The organism is Paenibacillus rhizovicinus (assembly GCF_010365285.1).
In the GTDB taxonomy this organism is placed as follows: Bacteria; Bacillota; Bacilli; order Paenibacillales; family Paenibacillaceae; genus Paenibacillus_Z; species Paenibacillus_Z rhizovicinus.
Map to the genome: position 1 here is coordinate 5344009 of NZ_CP048286.1, position 24070 is coordinate 5368078.

The 24070-nt window shown below is 55.1% G+C and carries 19 protein-coding genes; 17 read left to right on the forward strand and 2 right to left on the reverse strand.

All coding sequences use genetic code 11. From position 1 onward, the window contains the following. Positions 1-104: 104 nt before the first annotated feature. The 5 genes from GZH47_RS23905 (at position 105) to GZH47_RS23925 (ending at position 6469) form a co-directional block, all read left to right on the forward strand. Positions 105-1649, forward strand: coding sequence for a fumarate hydratase (locus GZH47_RS23905; protein WP_162643534.1), 1545 nt, complete (start codon positions 105-107; stop codon positions 1647-1649). Positions 1650-1895: 246 nt separating this feature from the next. Beyond that, positions 1896-2858, forward strand: coding sequence for a bile acid:sodium symporter family protein (locus GZH47_RS23910; protein ID WP_162643535.1), 963 nt, complete (start codon positions 1896-1898; stop codon positions 2856-2858). A gap of 52 nt (positions 2859-2910) precedes the next feature. After that, on the forward strand, positions 2911-4722 hold the full coding sequence (gene pnpS, locus GZH47_RS23915; RefSeq protein ID WP_162643536.1) for a two-component system histidine kinase PnpS: 1812 nt from the start codon (positions 2911-2913) through the stop codon (positions 4720-4722). A gap of 116 nt (positions 4723-4838) precedes the next feature. After that, complete coding sequence (locus GZH47_RS23920; RefSeq protein WP_162643537.1) at positions 4839-5558, forward strand: response regulator transcription factor; 720 nt, start codon at positions 4839-4841, stop codon at positions 5556-5558. A gap of 146 nt (positions 5559-5704) precedes the next feature. After that, positions 5705-6469, forward strand: a complete 765-nt coding sequence (locus GZH47_RS23925) for a sugar phosphate isomerase/epimerase family protein (protein ID WP_162643538.1) — start codon at positions 5705-5707, stop codon at positions 6467-6469. A gap of 45 nt (positions 6470-6514) precedes the next feature. Here the strand turns inward: GZH47_RS23925 and GZH47_RS23930 are convergent, their stop codons facing one another. Beyond that, a complete protein-coding gene (locus GZH47_RS23930) occupies positions 6515-7384 on the reverse strand; it encodes an AraC family transcriptional regulator (RefSeq protein WP_162643539.1) in 870 nt (289 codons plus the stop codon). A 215-nt stretch (positions 7385-7599) separates the two neighbouring features. Here GZH47_RS23930 and GZH47_RS23935 point away from each other — a divergent pair, with 215 nt between their 5' ends. Beyond that, positions 7600-8679, forward strand: a complete 1080-nt coding sequence (locus GZH47_RS23935) for a Gfo/Idh/MocA family protein (RefSeq protein ID WP_162643540.1) — start codon at positions 7600-7602, stop codon at positions 8677-8679. Between the two features lie 118 nt (positions 8680-8797). Here GZH47_RS23935 and GZH47_RS23940 read toward each other — a convergent pair whose 3' ends face one another. Continuing rightward, positions 8798-9187 carry a hypothetical protein gene (locus tag GZH47_RS23940; protein WP_162643541.1) on the reverse strand — a complete coding sequence of 130 codons (390 nt, stop codon included), beginning with the start codon at positions 9185-9187 and terminating at the stop codon, positions 8798-8800. Between the two features lie 382 nt (positions 9188-9569). Here GZH47_RS23940 and GZH47_RS23945 point away from each other — a divergent pair, with 382 nt between their 5' ends. From GZH47_RS23945 to GZH47_RS23995, 11 genes are all read left to right on the forward strand, one after another. After that, complete coding sequence (locus GZH47_RS23945; RefSeq protein WP_404823714.1) at positions 9570-11036, forward strand: CoA-acylating methylmalonate-semialdehyde dehydrogenase; 1467 nt, start codon at positions 9570-9572, stop codon at positions 11034-11036. 125 nt (positions 11037-11161) lie between these two features. Further along, on the forward strand, positions 11162-12538 hold the full coding sequence (locus GZH47_RS23950) for an aspartate aminotransferase family protein (protein WP_162643544.1): 1377 nt from the start codon (positions 11162-11164) through the stop codon (positions 12536-12538). Between the two features lie 100 nt (positions 12539-12638). Beyond that, positions 12639-13925: a M20 family metallo-hydrolase gene (locus GZH47_RS23955; protein WP_162643545.1), complete on the forward strand. Its 1287-nt coding sequence runs from the start codon at positions 12639-12641 to the stop codon at positions 13923-13925. Continuing rightward, positions 13915-15297, forward strand: a complete 1383-nt coding sequence (locus GZH47_RS23960) for an NAD(P)-dependent oxidoreductase (protein WP_192043539.1) — start codon at positions 13915-13917, stop codon at positions 15295-15297. Before GZH47_RS23955 ends, GZH47_RS23960 begins: the two co-directional genes overlap by 11 nt. Positions 15298-15361: 64 nt before the next feature. After that, positions 15362-16663: an NAD-dependent dihydropyrimidine dehydrogenase subunit PreA gene (gene preA / locus GZH47_RS23965; protein ID WP_162643546.1), complete on the forward strand. Its 1302-nt coding sequence runs from the start codon at positions 15362-15364 to the stop codon at positions 16661-16663. 3 nt (positions 16664-16666) lie between these two features. Beyond that, positions 16667-18094: a dihydropyrimidinase gene (gene hydA / locus GZH47_RS23970; protein ID WP_162643547.1), complete on the forward strand. Its 1428-nt coding sequence runs from the start codon at positions 16667-16669 to the stop codon at positions 18092-18094. Beyond that, entirely contained in the window at positions 18094-18330 is a 237-nt protein-coding gene (locus GZH47_RS23975) for a hypothetical protein (protein ID WP_162643548.1), read from the forward strand. Before hydA ends, GZH47_RS23975 begins: the two co-directional genes overlap by 1 nt. A gap of 278 nt (positions 18331-18608) precedes the next feature. Beyond that, the gene (locus GZH47_RS23980; protein ID WP_162643549.1) at positions 18609-20348 is read left to right on the forward strand and encodes an ABC-F family ATP-binding cassette domain-containing protein; all 1740 of its coding nucleotides are present in this window, start codon (positions 18609-18611) and stop codon (positions 20346-20348) included. A 291-nt stretch (positions 20349-20639) separates the two neighbouring features. Further along, on the forward strand, positions 20640-22121 hold the full coding sequence (locus GZH47_RS23985) for a DHA2 family efflux MFS transporter permease subunit (RefSeq protein ID WP_162643550.1): 1482 nt from the start codon (positions 20640-20642) through the stop codon (positions 22119-22121). A gap of 178 nt (positions 22122-22299) precedes the next feature. Further along, positions 22300-22758 carry an RNA polymerase sigma factor gene (locus GZH47_RS23990; RefSeq protein ID WP_162643551.1) on the forward strand — a complete coding sequence of 153 codons (459 nt, stop codon included), beginning with the start codon at positions 22300-22302 and terminating at the stop codon, positions 22756-22758. A 12-nt stretch (positions 22759-22770) separates the two neighbouring features. Further along, on the forward strand, positions 22771-24063 hold the full coding sequence (locus tag GZH47_RS23995) for a hypothetical protein (RefSeq protein ID WP_162643552.1): 1293 nt from the start codon (positions 22771-22773) through the stop codon (positions 24061-24063). Positions 24064-24070: the final 7 nt, after the last annotated feature.

Here is a 24070-nt window from a genome sequence, read left to right on the forward strand (position 1 = left end):
GTGCCCGCCAAGTGCCATTGTGGTATGATAGATTATAGTGATTATAATATAGATTATAGTAGGAAAGTCGAACATCGACCAGAGAGAGGAGCCATATCGGACTCATGCAGCATTTTGAACAAAGCGTCTATAACCTCATCGTTGAAACTTCAACCAACCTTCCAGGTGATGTCCGGAAGGTCATTCAAGCGGCGCAGGAGGCCGAGGACCGCGCAACCCGCGCGGGCATGTCGCTCTCGACGATCGCTACGAACATCGAAATGGCGGAGTCTAACGTATCCCCGATCTGCCAGGATACGGGCATGCCGACCTTCGTCGTGCATACGCCGGTAGGCGCGAACCAAATCATCATGAAGCAACAAATCCGCAGCGCCATCGCGCGCGCGACCAAAGATGGCAAGCTGCGCACGAACTCGGTCGATTCGCTGACGGGCTCCAATACGGGTGACAATCTTGGACCCGGCACGCCGGTTATCCATTTCGAGCAATGGGAGAAGGACGATATCGACGTCCGTCTGATTCTGAAAGGCGGCGGCTGCGAGAATAAGAACATTCAATACAGCCTTCCCATGGAAATTCCGGGTCTTGGCAAAGCGGGACGCGATCTGGACGGCATTCGCAAATGCGTCATGCATGCCGTTTACCAGGCGCAAGGCCAAGGCTGCAGCGCGGGCTTCATCGGCGTCGGCATCGGCGGCGACCGCACGACGGGCTACGAGCTGGCCAAGCAGCAATTGTTCCGTCATACGGACGATACGAACGCGATTCCCGAGCTGCAGCAGCTGGAAGAGTACGTCATGGAGAATGCCAACAAGCTGGGCATCGGCACGATGGGCTTCGGCGGCGCGGTTACGCTGCTCGGCTGCAAAGTCGGCGTCATGAACCGCCTGCCTGCCAGCTTCTTCGTCTCCGTCGCGTACAACTGCTGGGCTTATCGCCGCCAAGGCGTGCTGCTCAACGCGGAGAGCGGCGAGATCACGTCGTGGATCTATCCGAGCGGCTCCGATACGCCAATGAAATCGGCCGCGGCCGACGCAGCGGCGGAAGCCGTTACGGAACGCGCGGAGCGCCGCGAAGTGATTCTGAATACGCCGCTGAGCGAAGAGGATGTCCGCAGCCTGCGCGTGGGCGATATCGTTATCATCAACGGCGAAATGCATACGGGACGCGATGCGATTCACCACCATCTGATGGATCACGACGCGCCGATCGATCTGAATGGCTCCGTTATCTACCACTGCGGTCCGGTTATGCTGAAGGACGAAGCGGGCTGGCATGTGAAAGCGGCCGGACCGACGACGAGCGCCCGCGAGGAGCCTTACCAAGGCGACATCATCAAGAAGTTCGGCATCCGCGCCGTTATCGGCAAGGGCGGCATGGGAGCGAAGACGCTGGCGGCGCTCGGCGAGCATGGCGCGGTGTACCTTAACGCAATCGGCGGAGCCGCGCAATACTACGCGGAATGCTTCAAGAACGTCAACGGCGTAGATTTCATGGAATTCGGCATTCCGGAAGCCATGTGGCATCTGAAGACGGAAGGCTTCGCCGCCGTCGTCACGATGGATTCGCACGGCAACAGCCTGCATGCGGAAGTCGACAAGGATTCTTTCGCGAAGCTGGAGCAGTTCAAAGCGCCAGTGTTTAAATGAGTTTATGAATAAAAAATGAGCCTAGAACAAAGCGGAGCGAGCGGTCGTTGTGGAGAAGCATCAGCGTTCGCCTAGGCTGAATGATCGGCGTAGCTGGAATTTACACCGATCAATCAGCCTTTGTCCCCGAATATTATCAGCTTGATACTAATTCAAAAAATTCGGGGACAACAGCGATCGTAACAATGATCCGCACGCGCAGCGGCGATCTCCAGCGCTTCTTTTTATTCAAGAAAGGAATGCCTTATGCGCAGCTTCGGACTCGCTTTTAACGCCAAGTTTGAGCAATGGATGTTTCTTATTATCCCCGGATCACTCGTCCTGGGATTCTTTTTTTCTTCGCCGATGCAGCGGTTCGTGCCGGCGGTACCGTATTTGTTCGCCTATGTAACGCTGACGATGGCGATCGGCTGCGGTCTGGCCCAGCTGCGCGCGGTTGTCAGGAGGCCCGGCGTACTGGTGCTGACGTTCCTGCTGGCGCATGTGCTGTCTCCGCTGATCGCTTACGGCATTGGCTTGCTGTTCTTCGGCGCGGATTCGCCTTATGTCGTCGGCCTCGTGCTGTTCACGATCATCCCGCTCGGCGTGTCCACCGTCTTATGGGTCGGCATGTCGGGGGGCAGCGTCCCGCTCATGCTGGCGATGGTGGTCATCGATTCGGCGCTCAGCCCGCTCGTCGTTCCCGGCGGCATTCACCTGCTGTTCCATCAGGCGGTCGATACGGATACCGGCAAAATGATCAACGATTTGCTGCTCATTATCGTCGTGCCGACCCTGATTGGCGTCGCGCTCTACGAGCTGTCCAAGGGACGTGTCCAAGCGGCCGTCAAGCCCATAGCGGCGCCGTTGTCGAAGCTGTGTTTCGTCGCCGTGGTGATGCTGAACGCCGCTGCGATCGCGCCTTATACGGAGAAGCTGAGCGGGGACTTGCTGCGGCTCGTCCCGCTGTCGCTCGCGATGGTCGGCATCTGCTATGCGGTTGGCTATTTCGGCACGATGTTTTACCGAAACAACGAGCTGCAAGTCACGGTATCGTACGCGACGGGCATGAGGAACATTTCGCTTGGCATCGTGCTCGCGATGAGCTATTTCAGCCCGCTCACGGCCGTTCCGGTCGTGCTTTCCATTCTGATTCAACAGCCGCTGGCAACGGTTCACCATTATGTTTTACATAAACTTCATAAAACGACGGCTGGCGCAGAAGGCTAAGTGGCAGTACGATTGGGACTGTAGGAATTGGCCTTGGAGGTAGACACAGACTATGAACAGTTTTCGTGTGCGGCTGACGCTGATCCTGATCGTAATGATCGGACTCGCGGTGTTGGCATCTGGATTATTTATGGGCAAGGTGTACCGGGAGAACCATCTGGAAGCACTTCAGGACAACATGGTGCGGGAAATGAAAATCATCCTGGACGAGTTGCAGTGGAAGACGGGCGACCTGGACGAACTGAACGGGTATTACACGGAGGAAGCGAAGCATCTGAAGTCCATCATGGATTCGCGGATAACGTTCATCCGGAGCGACGGCGTCGTGCTTGGCGATTCGGACAGCGATCCGAAGACGATGGAGAATCATGCGACGAGGGTAGAAGTCGTTAAGGCGAAGAAGGACGGCATCGGGCGGGCGACGCGGTTCAGCGACACCGTCAAGCAAAATATGCTGTACGTCGCCATGCTCGTTAATCCGTCCGACCCGAAGTCGGATATTATTCGAACGTCTCTCAGCCTGAAGAAGGCCGACCAAAGCGTGGAACGCATCTGGGTGGGGCTTGCGGGAGGGCTTGTCGTCCTGTTCGTCGTCGCGGCGTTGATCAGTTACCGGGTTGCGCTAGGTTTGACCCGTCCGCTGGAACAGATTTCAAAGGTGTCGAGGCGTATCAAGAATCTGGATTACCGCGCCCGGGTCGACGTGAAGAGCAATGATGAAATCGGCGAGCTCGGTTCATCGATCAACGCGATGGCGGACAGCCTTCAGATTCAGATGACGCGCATTCACCAGAATGAGCGGCAATTGGCCACTGTGCTCGACAATATGATCAACGGTGTCGTCATGATCGACGAAGAAGGCAAGATCGTGCTGCTCAACCGGATGGCGGAGGAAGTGCTCGGATTCTCCGCGCGCGATCTGGTAGGCCGGCATTATGCGTCCGCCAAGCAGCAATACGAGCTGGCGCAGATCATTCAAGAAGCGCTGGAATGCAGAGAACATTTGCGGGACGAAATCACGTTTTATTTTCCGGAGGAGCGGCTGCTGGATTTGAATCTCGTGCCGATCTTCGATGACAACGAGGAATTCGGCGGCGTGCTGCTCGTCCTGCAGGATGTTACGGCGATTCGCCGGCTGGAGCGGATGCGCAGCGAGTTTGTCGCCAACGTGTCTCATGAGTTGAAGACGCCGGTTACGGCCGTGAAAGGCTTCGCCGAGACTTTGCTCGGCGGCGCGGTCGACGATCCTGAAACGGCTCGCTCCTTCCTGCAGATCATCTTCGACGAAAGCGACAGGCTGAACCGGCTCATCGGCGACATTCTGGAGCTGTCCAAGATCGAATCGCGCAGAGTACCGCTGCTGTTCTCGCCGGTCGAGCTCTCGTCGTTCATCGGCAAGACGATCGAGCTGATGAGCGCGGAAGCGGTGCGCAAGCAGATCCGCGTGACGGCGAAAGTCGAACCAGATCTCTACGTGGAAGCGGACGAAGACCGTTTAAGGCAAATCGTCATGAACTTGCTCGCGAACAGCATCGCCTATACGACGGAAGGCGGAAGCGTCTCGATCGTCGTGGAGCCCGTGCATGATCCGGACGCGACGTTGGACGACAACGGACACGAGAACTATGAGCATATCCGAATTCATATTTCGGATACGGGCATGGGTATACCGAAGAAGGATCTTCCGCGCATCTTCGAGCGGTTCTACCGCGTCGATAAAGCCAGATCCCGAAGCTCCGGCGGAACCGGCTTGGGCCTCTCTATCGTCAAGCACTTGGTCGAGCTGCATAAAGGCACGATTACGGTCGACAGCAAATTGGGAGTAGGCTCGACGTTCACGATCGATCTTCCTGTCCTGCAATAGCGGAGACCGGCGTGGCGAGGGGTTCCCCCTCGCCATAAACAATGCTATGATAGAAGAGTATATAGAACGTATTAATCCATGTTGCGTTGAAGCAGCATGGCAGCCAGGGGGTCAACATGACACAAAAAGTGTTGGTCATTGAGGACGAGCCGACATTGGCTAGACTGCTATCGTACAACCTGTCGCAAGAGGGTTACGATACAACGGTAATCGATCACGGCGCGGAAGGCTTGCAGGTTGCGCTGCAGCGCTCGTTTGACCTTATAATTTTGGATATTATGCTGCCCGGAATGAATGGATTCGAAATCTTGTCACGTCTGCGTCAGAATGGCAATCGCACGCCGGTGATCGTACTTACGGCACGCAACGCCGAGGAGGAAGTCGTGCAGGGCTTGAAACGCGGCGCGGACGATTATATGACGAAGCCGTTCGGCGTTGCGGAGCTGCTCGCACGAGTATCCGCGGTACTGCGGCGGACAGGGCAAGACGACGGGAAGCTGACGGAAACGACGGACAAAGTCATCACGGCCGGTGATCTCTCGATCTATCCGGAGCGTTACGAAGTTATCCTGAACGGCGAGACGGTGCCGCTTCGGCCGAAGGAATTCGAAGTGCTGCTCTATTTGGTGCAGCGTCCCGGCATGGTCATTACGCGCGACGATCTCATGAACGTCGTATGGGGCTTCGATTACATCGGCGGACAACGGACAGTCGACGTGCATGTCAGTTCCCTTCGCAAGAAGCTGGAGCTCGGACAACAGTCGGTGGAGATCGAATCCATCCGAGGTGTCGGTTACAAACTAGTCATGCCCAAGAAGCTCGGATCATCGAAGTAGATGGTTCGGGTTTTTTTGTTATTTAATTATAGAAGTCCATACTTTTTTTATCTATGACCAAGCGCCAAAAAGTGGTACATTTTCTATGGAAGTTGTCAGGCAGGAACATGCAAGTGTCGCGTACATAATCTTGGAGGTGTTGGGACATGATTTCTTATGGATGGTGCAGGGGCATTGAGGATGCGGAATTGTTGAAGCGTCTGGGTTTCGATTACATCGAATGCGCGGTCGTTGCGCTGAATGTAGAGAACGCGGCGGCATGCCGAGAGGCGTTGCCGGCTTATTTGGACAGTCCGCTTCCTGCAAGCGCATTCAATGTTTTCTTCCCGGGGGATTTGAAGCTGATTGGACCCGAGAGCGACGCGGAACGGACGAGAAGGTACATCCATGCCGCCGCCGAAGCGCTGCACCGGATCGGAGCCCGGACCGTCGTGCTGGGAAGCGGGCGTTCGCGCAACATTCCGGAAGGCTGGGAGCGTGCTAGAGGCGAGGAGCAGATGCTGCATACGCTGGAGTGGATCGCGGAGGACTTCAAAGGCACCGGTCTCACGCTTGCCCTGGAGCCGTTGAACAAGAAAGAGTGCAATTTCATCAACAGCGTCGACGACGGCGTCGCGCTTGCGAAGCAGATCAACCATCCTGCAATCCGCGTGTTGGCCGACTTCTACCATATGGACGAGGAGAACGAGGCGCTGGATACGATCGCGAGGAATCGGGACTGGCTGGCGCATATCCATCTGGCGGATACGGGCCGGCTGTCGCCTGGAACGGGGGAGTATCCGTATGCGGAATTCGTCGCCCAATTGAAGGCAGCCGGTTACGACGGGATGATCTCGGCGGAATGCTCGGTGAGTGAACCGGAACGGGAACTGGAAGCCGGCTTGACGTTCATGAAGCGAACGTTCGGTTAAGCAGCCGGAGCCGTAGGTCCGTGCATCGCATGCCGGCAGCGCGGCTTATGCGCGGTTCCATTCCAGCATTTTCTTCTGAAACTGTTTCGGCGAGCAATCGTTGTATTTCTTGAACATCTTGTAGAAATGCGCCATGTTCGGCATGCCGATCCGGTCGCCGACCTCCGAGATGCTGAGGTCTTTCGTTAACAGGATGCGCTCCGCCCACTTAATCTTGCGGTAATTGACGAATTCCGTGAAGGACATGCCGATCGCCTTCTTGAAAAATTTCACGAAGTAGTAGTAGCTCATATTCGCCAGCTTCGATACTTCCTCGACCTGGATGCGGTCGGTCAGATGTTCTTCCACGTAATCGAGGACGCCCCGCAGACGAGCGCGGTCGAAGTCTTCATGATCGGCCAGCACGCGTTTCTCGTCGTTGCGGATGAGCAGCAGCAGGAACTGTTTGATCAGCATGCTGACGGCAAGCTCGTAGCCGTTCTGTTTGACCGTCACTTCGTGAAGTATGGACTGGATGCAGGACGCGGCCTCGGCGCGGGCGGTTTCGTTTTCCTGGAAAATATAATTGGCCCGGCTCAGCGGATTCTTCGTCTCGGAGAAAAACCGCATGTACGGCATCGAGCTTTGGTCGATAAACTGCTCCAGGTCGAACTGCAGCACGATGTAGTCCAGGGGACTGCTCAAGCTCCGGTCGCGGTGAAGCTGCTTGGAGCCGATGAGGGCCACGTTGCCGCTCTGAAGCCGAACGACTTCTTCTTCGATATTCACGTCAAGCTCCCCGTTCAGGACGAGCAGCAGTTCAATTTCCCGGTGATAGTGCCAATTAATGAACAAGTCGTTGTTGCGCTGGGACTGAAACACTTTGATTGACAATAGAGGGTTTTCATAAATGACCTTCTCATTGAAGAATTCCATGGTACCATTCCCTTCGACAGCAAAATCACATAAAAGCAGGCCATTAAAGCGCCTATATTTTTGATTGAATCTTGCACTATACTAAACCTAGTGTACGTCTCGTTATTTGCTATGTAAGCGTCAATCATAGTTTCGGCTGTGAACGCAACCCCATTCGCTGATAACGCACATACAACAAATTATATCATTTCCCGACTTATGGAGGTAGAAATTTAATGGCAAAGGCACGCGTAGGTATTATCGGCTGCGGCGGTATCGCTAACGGCAAACATCTTCCTAGCTTGGCGCAAGTGAAAGAAGCCGAAATCGTAGCGTTCTGCGATATCATCGTTGAGAAAGCCGAGCAAGCGAAAGCGAAATACGGCACTGAAGAATCGAAAGTATACGCTGACTATAAAGAACTGTTGAAAGACGCTTCGATCGACGTCATTCACGTTTGTACGCCTAACGACTCCCACGCTGTCATCTCCATCGACGCTCTGGAAGCAGGCAAACACGTACTTTGCGAGAAGCCAATGGCTAAAACAGCTGCTGACGCTCGTAAAATGCTTGAAGTTGCAAAACGTACCGGCAAAAAACTCAGCATCGGCTACAACAACCGTTACCGTGCTGACAGCCGTTACCTGAAAGAAGTTTGCGAAGCCGGCGAGCTGGGCGAAATCTACTTCGCAAAAGCACATGCGATCCGTCGCCGTGCCGTTCCGACTTGGGGCGTATTCCTGGACGAAGAAAAACAAGGCGGCGGCCCGTTGATCGATATCGGCACGCATGCGCTTGACCTCGTCCTCTGGATGATGGACAACTACGAGCCGGCAGTCGTGCTCGGCCGTGCATACCACAAGCTGTCCCAAACCGAGAATGCTGCTAACGCATGGGGCCCTTGGGATCCAGCGAAATTCACGGTAGAAGATTCCGCGTTCGCTATGATCACGATGAAAAACGGCGCAACCGTTATCCTCGAATCCAGCTGGGCACTGAACTCCCTTGATATCGACGAAGCTAAAGTATCCCTGAGCGGTACGAAAGCCGGCGCCGACATGAAGAACGGCCTTCGCATCAACGGCGAGCAAAACAGCCGTCTGTACGTGAAAAACGTTGAGCTGAACAGCGGCGGCGTAGCATTCTACGAAGGCGCAAGCGAAACGGCTGAAGTTCTTGAAGCAGCTTGGTGGATCGATGCCGTACTGAACGACAAAGAAACGTTCGTGAAACCAGAGCAAGCGCTCGTCGTTTCCGAAATTCTTGAAGCGATCTACGAATCGTCCCAAACAGGCAAAGCAGTTTACTTCGAATAGGATTTACCCATAGAGAGAAGCCCAAGGCGGATAATGCCTTGGGCTTCTTTTGCTTTTGATGTTGTTGTTATTGTAGTTATTATTGTTGTGGTACATGGCTCGGTTAGCTCATCGAGACTTAAGCGAGCACCCATGCCGACATCGTGACAGGGCCACCCAGGCCGATATCCGAATCGATGGTCGATACGAACAATTGAATCACGTGGTGGCCGACAGGCAGGTTTTGGAGGATCGTATGGAAGGAGAGCACTACCGAGTTCGGCGGATCAACGAACATCCGGGCAGCCCCTTGCTCGACGGTATCTACTACAACGGTCCCGGTCAGCAGGGTAGGTTCGACGGGAGTCTCGGTACCGATCGTAGACATAATCTCAAGCGAAGACACTGGTGCGGATACGTAAATTCCCATGGTCAGCAGCAACTGAGGAGCATCCGACGTGATGGTCAAGATCGTTCCGTCAGGCACATTGTTCAATCTGGCGCTATTATAATTGATGACCGAAGGCAACTCTATCACCTCTTCTAGTTCTGAATAGGACAGCATATGAAATGTTGCTAGATTTGGTGATTGCTTCGGGTAAGGGGAAGGCAAGGGCAAGAGGTAGAAGCTGAAATTTAAAACTATTAAATTATCAGAAAATTATGAATATTAAAGGAGAACGAATAGCTGATCGCGAATGCTAAAGCTAGCTATCACGTTAAGATCTGGAAGCTTGCTGTATGTTCGCAAAGCAGCTGGCAGAAGCAGATGGAGAATCGGCTTCAGAAGCAAAATTATTTTGTGCAGTGACAGCTCGGTGATCTCTATTCGATACTGCTTGGGCCTATACAGGCGTATACATTTGATATGACCGGCAGCATCGCGGCGAATCTTGATGGAGGTGATGAAATTGGCGGTAACTGATGCATCGGAAACGGCGGTACAGCTGAAGAACTACATTGACGGTCAATGGACGGAATCCGGCGCCGGCGTCTTCGAGGAGGTCGTGAACCCGGCTACCGGCGGGCTATTGGCGCACGTGCCGTTATCAGGCCGCGCGCAGGTTGAACTTGCCGTCGAAGCGGCAGACCGTGCATTCCAGGAATGGCGGCAAGTGCCGGTGCCAAGGCGGGCGCGCTATCTGTTCCGCTATCAGCAGCTGCTGATTGATAATTGGGCTTCTCTGGCTGCCCTAATTACAGCGGAGAACGGTAAAAACTACGAGGAAGCGTACGGGGAGGTACAGCGCGGCATCGAGTGCGTGGAGTTTGCTGCGGGTATCCCGTCGCTCATGATGGGCACGCAGCTGCCGGATATCGCGACAGGCGTTGAATCGGGCATGTACCGCTACCCGCTCGGCGTGATCGCGGGCATTACGCCGTTTAACTTTCCGATGATGGTGCCGTGCTGGATGTTCCCGCTCGCGATTGCCTGCGGCAATTGCTTCGTGCTGAAGCCGTCGGAGCGGACGCCGCTGCTGGCGAATCGGCTGGCGGAGCTGTTCGGGGAAGCAGGTTTTCCGCCAGGCGTACTGAATGTCGTTCACGGCGCGAGGGACGTCGTTACGGCGATGTTCGAGCACCGGGCCATCAAGGCGATTTCTTTCGTCGGCTCGCAGCCGGTGGCGGAGCATGTTTACAAGGCGGGCACGGCTGCAGGCAAAAGAGTTCAGGCGCTCGCTGGGGCGAAAAACCATTCCATCGTTATGCCGGACGCGGATTTGGACAATGCGGTGCGGAATATCGTATCCGCCGCTTTCGGCTCCGCCGGGGAGCGATGCATGGCTTGCGCGGTCGTCGTCGCGGTCGGCGACGTCGGGGATCGGCTGGTCGGCATGCTCGCGGACGCGCTTGACGGCATGTCGGTCGGGGACGGGATGGAGCAGCATTTTCTGGGGCCGCTCATACGACAGGGAAATAGGGATAGGGCGTTGCATTATATTGAAGCCGGGCTGCTGGAGAACGCGCGGCTCGTCCGGGACGGTCGGACGCATCCGAAGTCGGAGGGGGACGGTTACTTCCTCGGTCCGACGCTGTTCGACGACGTGAAGCCGGGCATGCGGATTTGGCAGGACGAGATATTCGCGCCGGTGCTGGCGGTGGTGCGGGCCAAGGACTTAACGGAAGCGATCGCCGTCGCCAATCGTTCGGAATTCGCCAACGGGGCGTGCATCTACACGGACAGCGCCAAGGCGATCCGGCAGTTTCGCGAGGAAATCGATGCCGGAATGCTCGGAGTCAATCTCGGGGTGCCGGCGCCGATGGCGTTCTTCCCTTTCTCCGGTTACAAGAAGTCGTTCTACGGAGATTTGCATGCGAACGGTCGCGACGGCGTGGAGTTCTACACGCGGAAGAAGATGATTACGGCGCGGTATTAATCAGACGAAGGTCGAACGCCGAACGGTAAGAGTCGAGTGCTGTAAGCCGAGCACCGAATACGAAAGCCGAAAGCCGGAAGCCGGAAGTTAAATGACAAACGAAGCTGAGCAAAGGGGCTGATGAAATGCCGGATTTCTCTCCGGAACGGGATGAGCTGCTGGACAAAGACAAGAAGTATTTGTGGCATAGCATGGCGCCCTGCAATGCCGCAATTCCGCCGATGGTCGTGACCGCAGGCGCCGGCTCGTGGATTACGGATATCGACGGCAACCGCTATTTGGATGCGATGTCCGGATTGTGGTGCGTCAATGCCGGATACGGCCGGAAGGAGCTGGCGGAAGCGGCCTATGAACAGCTGCTTGCGCTTCCGTATTACCCGCTTTCCCAAAGCCATGTGCCGGGCATTCAGCTGGCGGAGAAACTGAGCGAATGGCTGGAAGACGACTACGTCATCTTCTTCTCGAACAGCGGCTCGGAAGCTAACGAGGCCGCCTTCAAGATCGCCAGGCAGTATCATCAGCAGAACGGCGATCCGGGCAGGCACAAGATTATTTCCCGGTACCGCGCGTATCATGGCGGTTCGACGGGCGCCTTAGCCGCGACAGGGCAGGCACAGCGGAAGTTCAAGTACGAGTCGCTTGGCGGCGGTTTCCTGCATGTGCGGCCGCCGGACAGCTACCGTCGTCCGGACGGCATGACGGAGGAGCAGTTCAACCTGCTCTGCGCGCAGGAGATCGAAGAGACGATCGTCTGGGAAGCGGCCGAATCGATTGCCGCGGTTATTATGGAGCCGGTCATTACAGGCGGAGGGATGCTCGTGCCGCAGCAATGCTATGTGGATCGCGTGCAGGAGATATGCAAGCGTCACGGCGTGCTGCTGATCGTTGACGAAGTGATCTGCGGCTTCGGCCGGTCCGGGCGCAAATTCGGCCATCACAATTTCGGGCTGAAACCGGATATCGTCACGATGGCCAAAGGGCTGACGAGCGGCTATCTGCCGTTGTCGGCGACGGCAGTGCGCAGGACGATTTACGAACGGTTTGCCAGTGATGGCGAGTACGGGCATTTCCGCCATGTGAATACGTTCGGCGGAAATCCGGCGGCTTGCGCGCTGGCGCTTAAGAACCTGGAGATTCTCGAGCAGGAAGGCCTGGTGGATCGTGCCCGGGAGCTGGGAGCAAGGCTGGAGTCGGAAATGCGCGGCTTGCGCGCGCATCCGCTCGTCGGCGATATCCGGAGCTTCGGCTTCCTGCTCGGCATCGAGCTCGTTGCGGATAAGGCGACGAAGCAGCCTGCTTCTGCTGAAACGGTGAAGGGCATAATCGGCCAGTGCAAAAGCCGCGGTCTGATCATCGGGCGAAACGGCGATACCGTCGCCGGCTATAACAACGTCCTCACGTTCTGTCCGCCGCTGTCCTCGACGGACGAGGACATGAACTTCCTATGCGCGACGTTCACGGACGTGATGAACAATCAGTTGAAGGGAACGCCGGTAGCGTAGGTGTAAAAGTTGGCAGCATCGGCATAAACGCCGAAGGCGCATTTTCCAAGGCGCTTCGCATAGACTTTCTCATTCCATGAAATGGCGGGAGGCGATAGCGATGCATCAGCTGACGATTCAGGCGGAGCGGATGGAACGGCGCATCGAACAGCTTGCCGCGATTGGCAAAATCAGCGAGACGGGCGTCTGCCGCCTGGCCTTGTCGCCGGAAGACAGGGAAGCGGCGGAGCTGGCGAAGAGCTGGATGGAGGAAGCGGGGATGGACGTCCGCATCGATGCATTCGGTAATCTGATCGGCCGCATAGAGGGGCAAGATCCTAACGCGCCCGCCTTGATGCTCGGTTCCCATATCGATACGCAGCCCTATGCAGGCCGGTTCGATGGGACGGTTGGCGTGCTGGGGGCCATTGAGGTCGTGCAAACGATCGCGGAACAGCGCATCGTGCCTGCGATTCCGATTGAAGTGGCCGCGTTCTGCGATGAAGAAGGCTGTCGCTTCAACAAAGGCTTGTTCGGCGTAAGAGGGCTGCTTGGCCGGTTGGAAGAAGGGGAATTGGAGCGGGCCGACAAGAACGGCGTCACGCGCAGGGAGGCGCTGGTTGCGTTCGGCGGCGATCCGGAACGATTCTCGGCATCGCAATACCCGCCGGGTCGAATAAATGCATTCCTGGAACTGCACATCGAGCAGGGGCCGGTGCTGGAGTCGCTCGGCAGCCCCGTAGGCATCGTGACGGGCATTTCCGGACCGCTCTGGTGGACGGTCGACCTGCGTGGATTTGCCGGGCATGCCGGATCCGTGCCGATGCCGCTGCGCAAGGACGCCCTGGTCGGCGCCGCGCGAATCATTGTCGGCCTGCAGGAGCTGGCCTCCGGCGAGCCGGGGGCGCCGACGGTGGCCACGGTGGGTTCGCTGCGCGTCTTTCCCGATTCGCGGAATATCATTCCGGAGCATGTGCAGTTCACGATCGACCTGCGCGACATCGATCTGGCGCGAAGGAATGAGCTGGAAGCGAAGCTGCGGCAGCTGATCGCCGCGGCGGCGGAAGAGAATGGACTCCGGGCGGAAATCCGAGAGGATACGAACAGCGAACCCCGCTATTGCGCCGAACCGATTCTCGAGACGATCAGAGCGTCGGCGAGCGAGATGTCCCTGACCGTTCCGGAGCTGATGAGCGGTCCTTTTCACGATTCACTCGCGATGTCCTACTACTGCGATTACGGGATGATTTTCGTTCGGTGCCGGGAGGGAATCAGCCATAATCCGAAGGAATTCGCGAGCGGAGACGATATCGCGCTGGGAACGGAGCTGCTTTACCGGACGGCGTTGAAGCTGTGCGGCGCATCATCATCCATGCCGACGGGAGGAGGGCTGCAGGATGGACCATGATCGGAGTTTGACGAAGCTGTCGCCGGAAGCGTACGCGGCGAATTTTGCAGAGACGGAGCGGGCCTTGACCCGGCGGGCCGCCATGGAGGAGTCCAACCGCTGCCTGTACTGTTACGATGCCCCTTGCATCAAGGCATGTCCGACCGGCATCAATATTCCGTCCTTTATTAAACGGATCGCGACCGACAATTTAAAAGGGGCGGCGACGGCCATAATGAATGCGAATCCCGTCGGTGCCAGCTGCTCGCGGGTTTGCCCGACGGAAGAATTGTGCGAAGGCGCCTGTGTCTTGAACGATGCCTCGGAGCCGATCCGGATCGGGCTGCTGCAGAGGTATGCGACGGACTGGGCGATGCAAGACGGCCGGGCGCTCTTCCAGGCAGGCACCTCGAATGGGAAGCGAGTTGCGGTGATCGGCGGCGGACCGGCCGGCTTGTCGGCAGCGCGCGAGTTAGCCCGGGCAGGCTTCGCGGTCACGATTTTCGAAGCGAAGCAACTAGCAGGGGGACTCGATACGTACGGCATCGTCTCCTTCCGGCTGCCGCAAAGCGTATCGCTGTGGGAAGTCGAGCAGGTGCGGAAGCTCGGCGTCGAGATCCGCACGGGGATCAAGGTCGGCGCCGACATCTCCGCGATCGAGCTCATCGCGCAATATGATGCGATCGTGCTGGCTGTCGGCATGGGGAAGGTGCCTAACCTTGGCATCGAGGGCGAGAAGCTTGCCGGCGTATACGACGCGATACAATTCGTGGAAGCGACCAAGGCGGGCGATCCTTTTATTCCGCTGAAGGGAGCGCGGGTGGCGGTAATCGGAGCCGGGAATACGGCGGTCGACGCCGCGACCTGCTCCGTGCGGCTCGGCGCAGCCAATGTGAAGATGATCTATAGGCGCACGAAAGAAGAGATGACGGCGTATGCGTTCGAATATGAATTCGCCAAGCAGGACGGCGTGGAATTCAGCTGGCTGACCGCTCCCGTCCGAATTGTCGGCGGCACGGACGGCCGTGTATCGCATCTGGCCTGCGTTCGGATGGCGTTATCCGGAGAGACGGGGGAAGACGGCCGGGCGTTGACCGTACCGGTGGAAGGCTCGGAGTTTCGGCTGCCGGTGGATGCCGTTATTCTCGCAATCGGCCAAACCCGGCATCTGGAGCTGATCGAGCAATTCGGCGTCCGGCATGACCGGGGCGTCGTTCTTGTCGACGAAGAGACGCGAAGAACTTCGCATCCGCAAATTTACGCGGCAGGCGACGTCGCCTTTGGCTACGGGCAAGGCGAAGCGATGGTCGTCTCGGCAGCCGAACAGGGCAAACGGGCAGCGTATGCGATCGTGCGGCATTTTGACGCGCCGCATCGATCGGCAGCGATGTGATGCGGCTGATGCAGCAATGCAGCGATGCCGAGGCGAGAATAACGAGCTGAAGGGGGCTGTTTCAATGGCAGATTTGCGCATCTCGATCGCGGGCATCTCATCGCCCAATCCGTTCTGGCTCGCATCCGCGCCTCCGACGAATACCGGCTACCAGGTACAGCGCGCCTTCGATGCCGGCTGGGGAGGCGCGGTGTGGAAGACGCTCGGCGATCCCATTATCAACACGTCGTCCCGGTTCGCCGCCGTTCATTTCAACGGGCAGCGCGTAGCGGGCTTCAACAACATCGAGCTGATCACGGACAGGCCGCTGGACGTGAATTTGCGGGAAATATACGAGACGAAGAAGCGGTTTCCTAACCATGCGCTCGTTGTATCCTTGATGGTGGAGCCGAAGAGGGAGAAATGGCATGAAATCGTCAAGCGGGTGGAGGCGGTCGGCGTCGACGGCCTGGAGCTGAATTTCGGCTGCCCGCACGGCATGGCGGAACGGGGCATGGGCTCTGCTTCGGGCCAGCAGCCCGATCTCGTCGAGAAGCAGACGATGTGGGCGAAGGAGGTCGCCGAGACGCCGGTCATCGTGAAGCTGACGCCCAACATTACGGATATTACGGTCGTCGCCCGGCATGCCGTCATGGGCGGGGCGGACGCGATCAGCCTGATCAATACGATCAACAGCCTGGCCGGCGTCGATATTCATACGTGGAATACGATTCCCCATGTCGGCGGAAAAGGCGCGCACGGCGGCTATTGCGGACCGGCCGTGAAGCCGATTGCGCTCAGCATGGTCGCGGAATGCGCGAAGGACAAGGCGATCGGCGTACCGATTTCGGGCATCGGCGGCATTTCATCCTGGCAGGACGCCGTCGAGTTTATGCTAATGGGCGCGTCGGGCGTGCAAGTGTGCACGGCGGCGATGCATCACGGCTTTCGGATCGTCGAGGAGATGATCGACGGGCTGAACAACTACCTCGACGACAAAGGCATCGCGTCCGCCGCGGAATTGACGGGACAGGTCGTCAGCCGCTATTCCACGTGGGGCGAATTGGACCTGAATTATCAAGTGGTCGCCCGCATCGATACGGAGACCTGCATCAAGTGCAACAAATGCCACATCGCCTGCGAGGATACGTCCCACCAATGCATCGATATGCTGACGGACGAAGCCGGCGGCAGCTATCTTCAGGTTCGCGAGGAAGACTGCGTCGGCTGCAATCTGTGCGCGATCGTCTGTCCAGTCGACGGTGCAATTGCCATGGTCGAGGTAAGCGGCGGGCATGAGCCAATGTCATGGAATGAGATGCAGCAGGCCGTTGCAAGGACGAACGGAAGTGATCCGACTTCAACGAGCGAGAAGGAGGCGGTCTGATCGATGCGCAAATTGATTAAGAGCGGGACGATCGTTACGGCGGCAGATACGTATATCGGCGATATTCTAATCGATAACGGTTTAATTGCGATGATCGGCATCGGTCTCAACGCGAACGATGCCGAAATCGTGGATGCATCGGGCTGCTACGTGTTTCCGGGCGGCGTCGATCCGCATACGCATCTGGATATGCCGTTCGGCGGGACGGTGACCCGCGACGACTTCGAATCCGGCACGATCGCGGCGGCGTTCGGCGGTACGACGACGATCGTCGACTTTTGCCTGACGGCCAAAGGGAAGCCGCTCGCCGATGCGGTGCAAACCTGGCATGCCAAGTCGGGGGACAAAGCGGTCATCGACTACGGCTTTCATCTGATGGTGTCCGAAGTGACCGACGATGTCTTGCTCGAGCTTCCCCGCATCATCGAAGAGGAAGGCATTACGTCGCTGAAAGTGTTCATGGCGTACAAGAACGTGCTGCAGGCCGATGACGGCACGCTGTACCGGATGCTGCAGGTCGCCAAGGAACAAGGCGCTCTCGTCATGGTGCATGCCGAGAACGGCGACGTCATCGATTACCTTATCCGCGAGGCGCTGGCGGCTGGCAATACGGCGCCGATCTATCATGCACTGACGAGGCCGGCGGTTCTGGAGGGCGAGGCGACGGGACGCGCGGCCGCCCTCACGGAGCTGGCCGACTCCCAGCTGTACGTCGTGCATGTCACCTGTGCCGAAGCCGTGTGGAAGATCGCCGAAGCTCGCAAGAAAGGGCTTCGCGTATATGGCGAGACCTGTCCCCAATATCTTGTGTTGGATCAAACCGATTTGGAGAAGCCGGATTTCGAAGGAGCCAAGTATGTCTGGTCCCCGCCGCTGCGCGAGAAATGGAACCAGCAGGTGCTGTGGGACGCGCTGTGGAACGGACAGCTGCAGGCGGTCGGGTCGGATCAATGCTCGTTTGATTTCAAAGGGCAAAAAGAGCTCGGCATCGACGATTTCTCGAAAATTCCGAACGGCGGGCCGACGATCGAGGACCGCTTCAGCCTGCTCTATTCGGAAGGGGTTCACAAAGGACGGCTGTCCATTAACAAGTTCGTCGATATCATCGCGACGGCGGGCGCGAAGCTGTTCGGGCTCTTTCCGCAAAAAGGGACGATCGCCATCGGCAGCGACGCGGACATCGTCATCTTCGATCCGTCGGTCGAGCGGACTTTATCGGCCGAAACGCATCATATGAAAGTGGATTACAACGCGTTCGAGGGGATGCAGGTGTTCGGCGAGCCGGTATCCGTGCTCGTTCGCGGCGAATTCGTCATCCGTGACCGCGCCTTCGTCGGCAAGCCGGGCTCGGGACGCTACTTGCACCGCAGACGGTTCGGCGATGCCGAGAAGCAGGCCGTGAAGAAGCCGCCGGCGGGAGGCTCCGGCTGATGTCGGCCTATGCGGAGTTTCTGCGTGAGAAGCGGGCCGTGGAGATGCTGCTTGCGGACGGGTATACCATTGTCGGCGTCGCCGATCAGTTGGATGGCATGACGGTCCAGTTCAAGAGGCCGCCGTCGCTGGAGGTGCCGGGGGCTGCCGAGGAGCTGCGGATCCGGAACGCGGATGCGCGGAAGCATGTGGGCTCGTTGTTGGTTGCGGGGCAGCGCAAGGCTGCGGGGGGATAGCAGAAGGGCAGCAGGGGGTCTAATAAAATGCGAAGATTCATACAGAGCGCGGTCAATTGAATGCCGTTGCTCTGTATTTTGCGTGCATCAAAATCAATCGCGAGACAACCTATGTGAAGCGTTGAGGGGGAATCGAGCTATGACTCACAAGGGATGGGATACAACTCCGATTGAAGTTGGTTGTAAACCGTGTTACTCTTACAACGGTAAACTCGAAATCTAGATGATGCCATTCACCTCATACTTGTCCCCATTTTTGTTATAAGAAAGGTCATACGATGATAAAAGTTGATAACTTATCCTTCTCCTTCCCGCAAAAAGAACTATTTAAAAACATTTCATTTACGCTTGAAGAGGCGCAGCATTGCGCTTTTATAGGCACGAACGGCAATGGGAAGAGCACTTTGATCGATATATTGATGGATCCGGACAGATATCTGTTCGAGGGCAAGTTAGAAATAGACCCGACTTGCAAAATCGGGCATGTAAGCCAATTCTCGCAACTGGACAAAACGAAAGAAACGACCGTTTTTGAATATATCGGGGAACAATTTATTAAAATACAAAATGAAATCACATCGATTTGCATGGAGATGGAAACATCATCGGATATTGAATCGTTGCTCGAAAAGTATCAATTGGCTTTGGACGCGTTCGATGCAATCGGCGGGGACGATTTTGAAAGCAACATGAATAAGAAACTGAATCTAGCAAACCTCATGAAGCTCAAAGATCTTCGGGTATCCGACCTGAGCGGCGGGGAATTCAAGCTTATTCAAGTGATGAAGGAAATGCTTCATCGCCCGGACGTCATGATCATGGACGAACCTGACGTGTTTTTAGACTTCGATAACCTAAATGCGCTTAAGAATCTTATTAATTCTCACAAAGGAATACTGCTGGTCGTTACGCACAACCGGTACTTATTGAATCATTGTTTCAACAAAGTTATCCACCTTGAAGACATGGAGATCCAAGAATTCGACGGGCGATATCTGGATTATAACTTCTCCTTGCTTCAGACTAAAATCGAGCTGCAAGAAATCGCGGTCGCGGAGAAAGAAGAAAGCGAGAGAAACGAGAAAATCATCAATAATCTAAGAGTGATCGCAACGTATAATTCAGAAGCCTCTAGAGGCAGAGCGTTAAAAGCCAGAGTCAGGTTCCAAGAAAGATTGGAAGCGCGTAGAATTAAGGCGCCATTCGTTGCGATTAAGCAGCCTGATATCAGGTTTGGTATCGAGAATGAAATTGAGGACGCCGTTGTTGTCAATGTCAATAATTACAGCGTTACCTTCGATGAGTTGCTATTAGACAATGTTAACTTTGAGATAAAGTCTACGGATAAGGTAGCCATTATTGGTTCCAACGGTACCGGGAAAACGACTTTGCTCCGGGATATCTTTAAGAATAATAAGGATTCCATTGAAATAAACGCCGATGTTAAAGTGGCTTACTTATCTCAGGTTCAAGACGAGATGCTCAAGGATTCCAATACAATCGTAGAAGAATTCATCGATGCCGGGTTTGCAACTTACGATGAGGTTAGATCGTATCTTTCAAACTACGGCTTTGAAGGAGAAATCGTTAATCAGAAGATAGCCTCTTTATCCGGCGGAGAGAAAAATTTGCTTCAATTGGCTAAGGTTTCTGCCAGTAATGCTAACGTACTGCTGCTTGATGAACCGACAAGCCATTTAGACACTTATACGCAAATCGCGCTGGAGAAAGCCATCGTCGACTATAAAGGTGCGATTATCATGATTTCCCATGATTTCTACACGGTCGTGAACGGCATGGATTATGTTCTTATCATTAACGATAAGACGATCAGAAAAATGAGCATGCGAAAATTCAGGCAGATGATTTACGCCAGTCACTTCGATAAAGACTATCTGGAAGCCGAACAGAATAAAAAATCGGTCGAGATGAAAATAGAATTGGCTTTGAAAGCTACTGATTTTGAACGTGCCAAAGGTTTGGTTGATGAGCTGGAAGCGTTGATTAAGCTGCTTTAATTGAACCGATTATAGATAACTGTTTTCGTACGCCAAAGGACCTCGGCTTCCGCTGCTTCAGTGGAGGCTGAGGTCCTTTCGATCTTGACAGAGCAGCGCGTGTCTCTATTAAAGATGAAACGCTGGTTGACATTTTCCGGTAGGTCGGCGATTATTGGAAAATGTAAGGGTGGCAGCGTAGCATTCGCGTAATTCGATAGGGAAGAGTAGGTGTGCCAGATCAGCTTTCGCTTCTGCCGCTACATAATCCGATGTCGTAACGACATACACATTAAGGGGGAACCGATTAAAATGGAAGCTGCAAGTCAAGCTGCAATACATGCAGAAGGGCCGGATTTGAGCACGATCAAACGAGCCCCGATCGTTATCGCGCTGATCATCGGCGCGTTCGTTGCGATTCTGAACGAAACGTTGCTCGGTAATGCTTTTCCGGATTTAATCACGGCGTTAAAAGTAACTCCTTCTACGATTCAATGGCTGTCTACCGCTTATATGCTTGTAGTCGGCGTGCTCGTACCGATAACGGCGATTCTGCAAGAGTGGTTCACAACGCGGCAAATGTTCATCGGCGCGATGACGTTATTCCTAATCGGTACGATTATTGCGGCGTTGGCCCCGGGGTTTGAAATGCTGCTGGTAGGGCGGGTCGTACAGGCGCTCGGTACCGGATTGATGCTGCCGGTTATGATGAACACGATTCTTGCGATTTTCCCGCCTGAAAAGCGCGGCGGAGCGATGGGGTTAATCGGTCTGGTAATCATGGTCGCGCCGGCAATCGGACCGACGGTATCGGGTCTCATCCTCGATCAGCTTGAATGGCGCTGGTTGTTCTACCTCATTATTCCGCTTGCGGCCTTCTCGATTATTTTTGCATCGATCTATATGAAGAACGTATCGAAAATTACGAAGCCGAAGGTTGACATCCTGTCGATCATTCTATCGACGATCGGCTTCGGCGGCGTCGTGTACGGATTCAGTAAGTCAGGCGACCTTGGCTGGAGCGATCCCCAAGTGTATTCGATGGTTGCGGTAGGGATCCTTGGTATACTGATTTTTGTCGTGCGTCAGCTGACGCTGAAAAGTCCGGTTATGGATATGCGCGCATTCAAGTTTCCCATGTTCGCGCTCGTTACGGTGCTTATGCTCGTGATGATGATGACGTTGTTCTCGACATTGACCTTGCTGCCGTTGTACTTGCAAGGCCCGCTGATGTTAACGGCGTTCACTTCGGGACTGATTATGCTGCCAGGCGGCATTGTCAACGGGATGATGGCGCCGGTAGCCGGCGTGCTATTCGACAAATTCGGTCCGCGCGTCCTTGTTATTCCAGGGCTTGCTATCGTTGTTCTTGCCGTCTACATGTTCACTGGCGTTGATATGGAGACGACGAAAGGCTACCTGATCATGGTGCATATCATTTTGATGATCGGTATTTCGCTGGTGATGATGCCTGCGCAGACGACGGCGCTGAACCAGCTGCCGCGTTCGTTGTATCCGCACGGAACGGCGATCATGAATACGCTTCAGCAGGTTGCAGGGGCGATCGGCGTGGCGCTGTTCATCAGTATCATGTCCAACGGTACGAAGGATTATCTCGCAAAGTCGAGCAACCCTGCAGATCCGCTTGAATCGTTAAGAGGTATGGTTGAGGGCTTGCACAATGCTTTCTGGGTAGGTCTTTGCATAGGCGTTCTCGCGCTCGTGATCGGGCTGTTCATTCGGCGCACGAGTCCGCCTGAAGGCGAAGAGCCACGCCAAGGCATGGGACATTGAGAAGCTGTTTTAAATGAATCGACGATAACTGTTTTCATGCACAAATGGACCTCGACTTCCGCTGCTTCAGTGGAGGATGAGGTCTTTTTTGTAGCCTTGCCGACTGCGGATAAATTAGTTAAAACACTTCAATCTTCTCATTCGTCTCCATTGGTGAGCGGCAGGAAAGGGTGAAAGAATGGAGATAGCCAGGTTATGGGAGGAATATGGAGGAGAACTGACCGGCTATCTGCGCAATAGAGCTCCGAATGCCGGAGATGCCGAAGACATTACCTCGGAGGTGTTCTTGCGTGCATGGAAAAGCGAGGTCCTGTTGGCAGGGATGACGAACAAGCAGTGCCGATTATGGTTGTACACAACTGCCAAACGAATCGTGATTGATCTGGCACGCAAAAAAAGGCTGGAAACGAGAGTTCAGCCGGTTCCCGAACGGGTTGAGGACGATTTATCGGGCATGGCCGTTTCGCAGGCCATTGGACGCCTCCCTAAAGAATTGCAGGATATCTTTGTGATGCGATATTTTTCGGATTTGGACAGTACGCAAATCGGACAGCAATTGGGACTTTCGCCAGCAACGGTGCGAACCCAGCTGCGCAAAGCGCGCATTCTGCTGCGAAAGTATTGGACGATCAATTAGGAGGGAAGTAGCATGGAAAAACATTTAACGGTGAATACAACCATTTTCGACATGATCTCCACAACGCCGGAAATCATCAACGCCTACGACGAGATCAGGGTGAACTGCACCATCTGCCTGACCACTTCAAGAACGCGAGAGCTTCTGGCGGGAACAAAATTCGCTGTGAACACGACGCAGCTGGTAGATGTCGGTACCGAAGAGCCAATTAGAGTGATGACTTATAACGGGCTGGAGGTATTGAATGCCAAGGTGACCGCTCCAACGGAGCCGACAATCGTTGTTGCTAATGGCGCGCTAATCATCGAGGACAGCGACAAAAAAACGTTCGATCAGTACAAGGGCATTTACGTGAACGGTTTCGTACTTCACCCGAGGACCCTCGATACTTCTAATTTTGTAATCAATGGAACGATGATTCCTTACCCTGACGGTGCCGTTCTTCTGTTTCAGGGACTCAAACTTACGAACGCGTTTCTAAAATCGGCTTCGCAGGGATCCGTTTATTTCGTTCTGGGAATCCCCTCGAATATGGACAATTTCGGAAATGAATTGTTGGGAAAATCTCAGGTCATGTTGAAAGAAGCCGGAATTACGGCCGTTGATCCGCTGGATCTTGAAGTGTTGAGCAACAAAAACATCCGATTCGACACCTGCTGGGTAACGGTTAGCGAAGAGAATGCCGAGCAGCTGCTGCCGCTCATAGAAGGCTATATCGGTATGACGATCATACCTTCGGGCTTTAAATTCATGCGGGGCGGCGTATTGGACAGCTTGGCCATTCGCAGGTTCGGCAACCGGATTTATGTTGACGGCGATCTGCAAATCCATGCGGGGGAAGCAGATGCGCTCGCAGCAATTGAACAATTGCAAGTCAACGGAAGCGTCTTAGTAGCAGACAGCCTTGCCGATGCTTTTTTTGCCAAGTGTTCGCACTACGGAGAGCTTAGCGTTTACAAAGGGGAATGGATCGAGCATGTCGGGTCGGAAGTGCTTCTGGATCGTGAGATGCTGGAGACATTAGTGGACGGGGCAACATTTAGATTCGAACAATCCATTGTCGAGGTTGCGATCGATATTCCGGTTGAGCTGTTGTCAAAGCATCTGCACGGCATCCTATTGCAAGACAGTTCTCTCACCTTGGGACTCGATCAACATAAAGCGCTGCACAAGAAAATCGAGAATCATAACAGTGATCTCATGATTCGCGAGCATAGCCAGCAACCTAAACCGCAGCAAGAAACAGCAACAAAATCAGAGACGATTGCCGAGACGCGAATCAACACGACGTATTATAAATTATGAAATGGAA

What these genes read in the sequence shown, in the direction of transcription:
- GZH47_RS23935 (WP_162643540.1), top strand. Translation starts at nt 7,600, where the DNA reads ATGGCAAAGGCACGCGTAGGTATTATCGGCTGCGGCGGTATCGCTAAC.
- GZH47_RS23985 (WP_162643550.1), top strand. Translation starts at nt 20,640, where the DNA reads ATGGAAGCTGCAAGTCAAGCTGCAATACATGCAGAAGGGCCGGATTTG.
- GZH47_RS23910 (WP_162643535.1), top strand. Translation starts at nt 1,896, where the DNA reads ATGCGCAGCTTCGGACTCGCTTTTAACGCCAAGTTTGAGCAATGGATG.
- GZH47_RS23920 (WP_162643537.1), top strand. Translation starts at nt 4,839, where the DNA reads ATGACACAAAAAGTGTTGGTCATTGAGGACGAGCCGACATTGGCTAGA.
- GZH47_RS23975 (WP_162643548.1), top strand. Translation starts at nt 18,094, where the DNA reads ATGTCGGCCTATGCGGAGTTTCTGCGTGAGAAGCGGGCCGTGGAGATG.
- GZH47_RS23990 (WP_162643551.1), top strand. Translation starts at nt 22,300, where the DNA reads ATGGAGATAGCCAGGTTATGGGAGGAATATGGAGGAGAACTGACCGGC.
- GZH47_RS23950 (WP_162643544.1), top strand. Translation starts at nt 11,162, where the DNA reads ATGCCGGATTTCTCTCCGGAACGGGATGAGCTGCTGGACAAAGACAAG.
- pnpS (WP_162643536.1), top strand. Translation starts at nt 2,911, where the DNA reads ATGAACAGTTTTCGTGTGCGGCTGACGCTGATCCTGATCGTAATGATC.
- GZH47_RS23995 (WP_162643552.1), top strand. Translation starts at nt 22,771, where the DNA reads ATGGAAAAACATTTAACGGTGAATACAACCATTTTCGACATGATCTCC.
- GZH47_RS23960 (WP_192043539.1), top strand. Translation starts at nt 13,915, where the DNA reads ATGGACCATGATCGGAGTTTGACGAAGCTGTCGCCGGAAGCGTACGCG.
- preA (WP_162643546.1), top strand. Translation starts at nt 15,362, where the DNA reads ATGGCAGATTTGCGCATCTCGATCGCGGGCATCTCATCGCCCAATCCG.
- hydA (WP_162643547.1), top strand. Translation starts at nt 16,667, where the DNA reads ATGCGCAAATTGATTAAGAGCGGGACGATCGTTACGGCGGCAGATACG.
- GZH47_RS23905 (WP_162643534.1), top strand. Translation starts at nt 105, where the DNA reads ATGCAGCATTTTGAACAAAGCGTCTATAACCTCATCGTTGAAACTTCA.
- GZH47_RS23980 (WP_162643549.1), top strand. Translation starts at nt 18,609, where the DNA reads ATGATAAAAGTTGATAACTTATCCTTCTCCTTCCCGCAAAAAGAACTA.
- GZH47_RS23955 (WP_162643545.1), top strand. Translation starts at nt 12,639, where the DNA reads ATGCATCAGCTGACGATTCAGGCGGAGCGGATGGAACGGCGCATCGAA.
- GZH47_RS23925 (WP_162643538.1), top strand. Translation starts at nt 5,705, where the DNA reads ATGATTTCTTATGGATGGTGCAGGGGCATTGAGGATGCGGAATTGTTG.
- GZH47_RS23930 (WP_162643539.1), bottom strand. Translation starts at nt 7,384, where the DNA reads ATGGAATTCTTCAATGAGAAGGTCATTTATGAAAACCCTCTATTGTCA.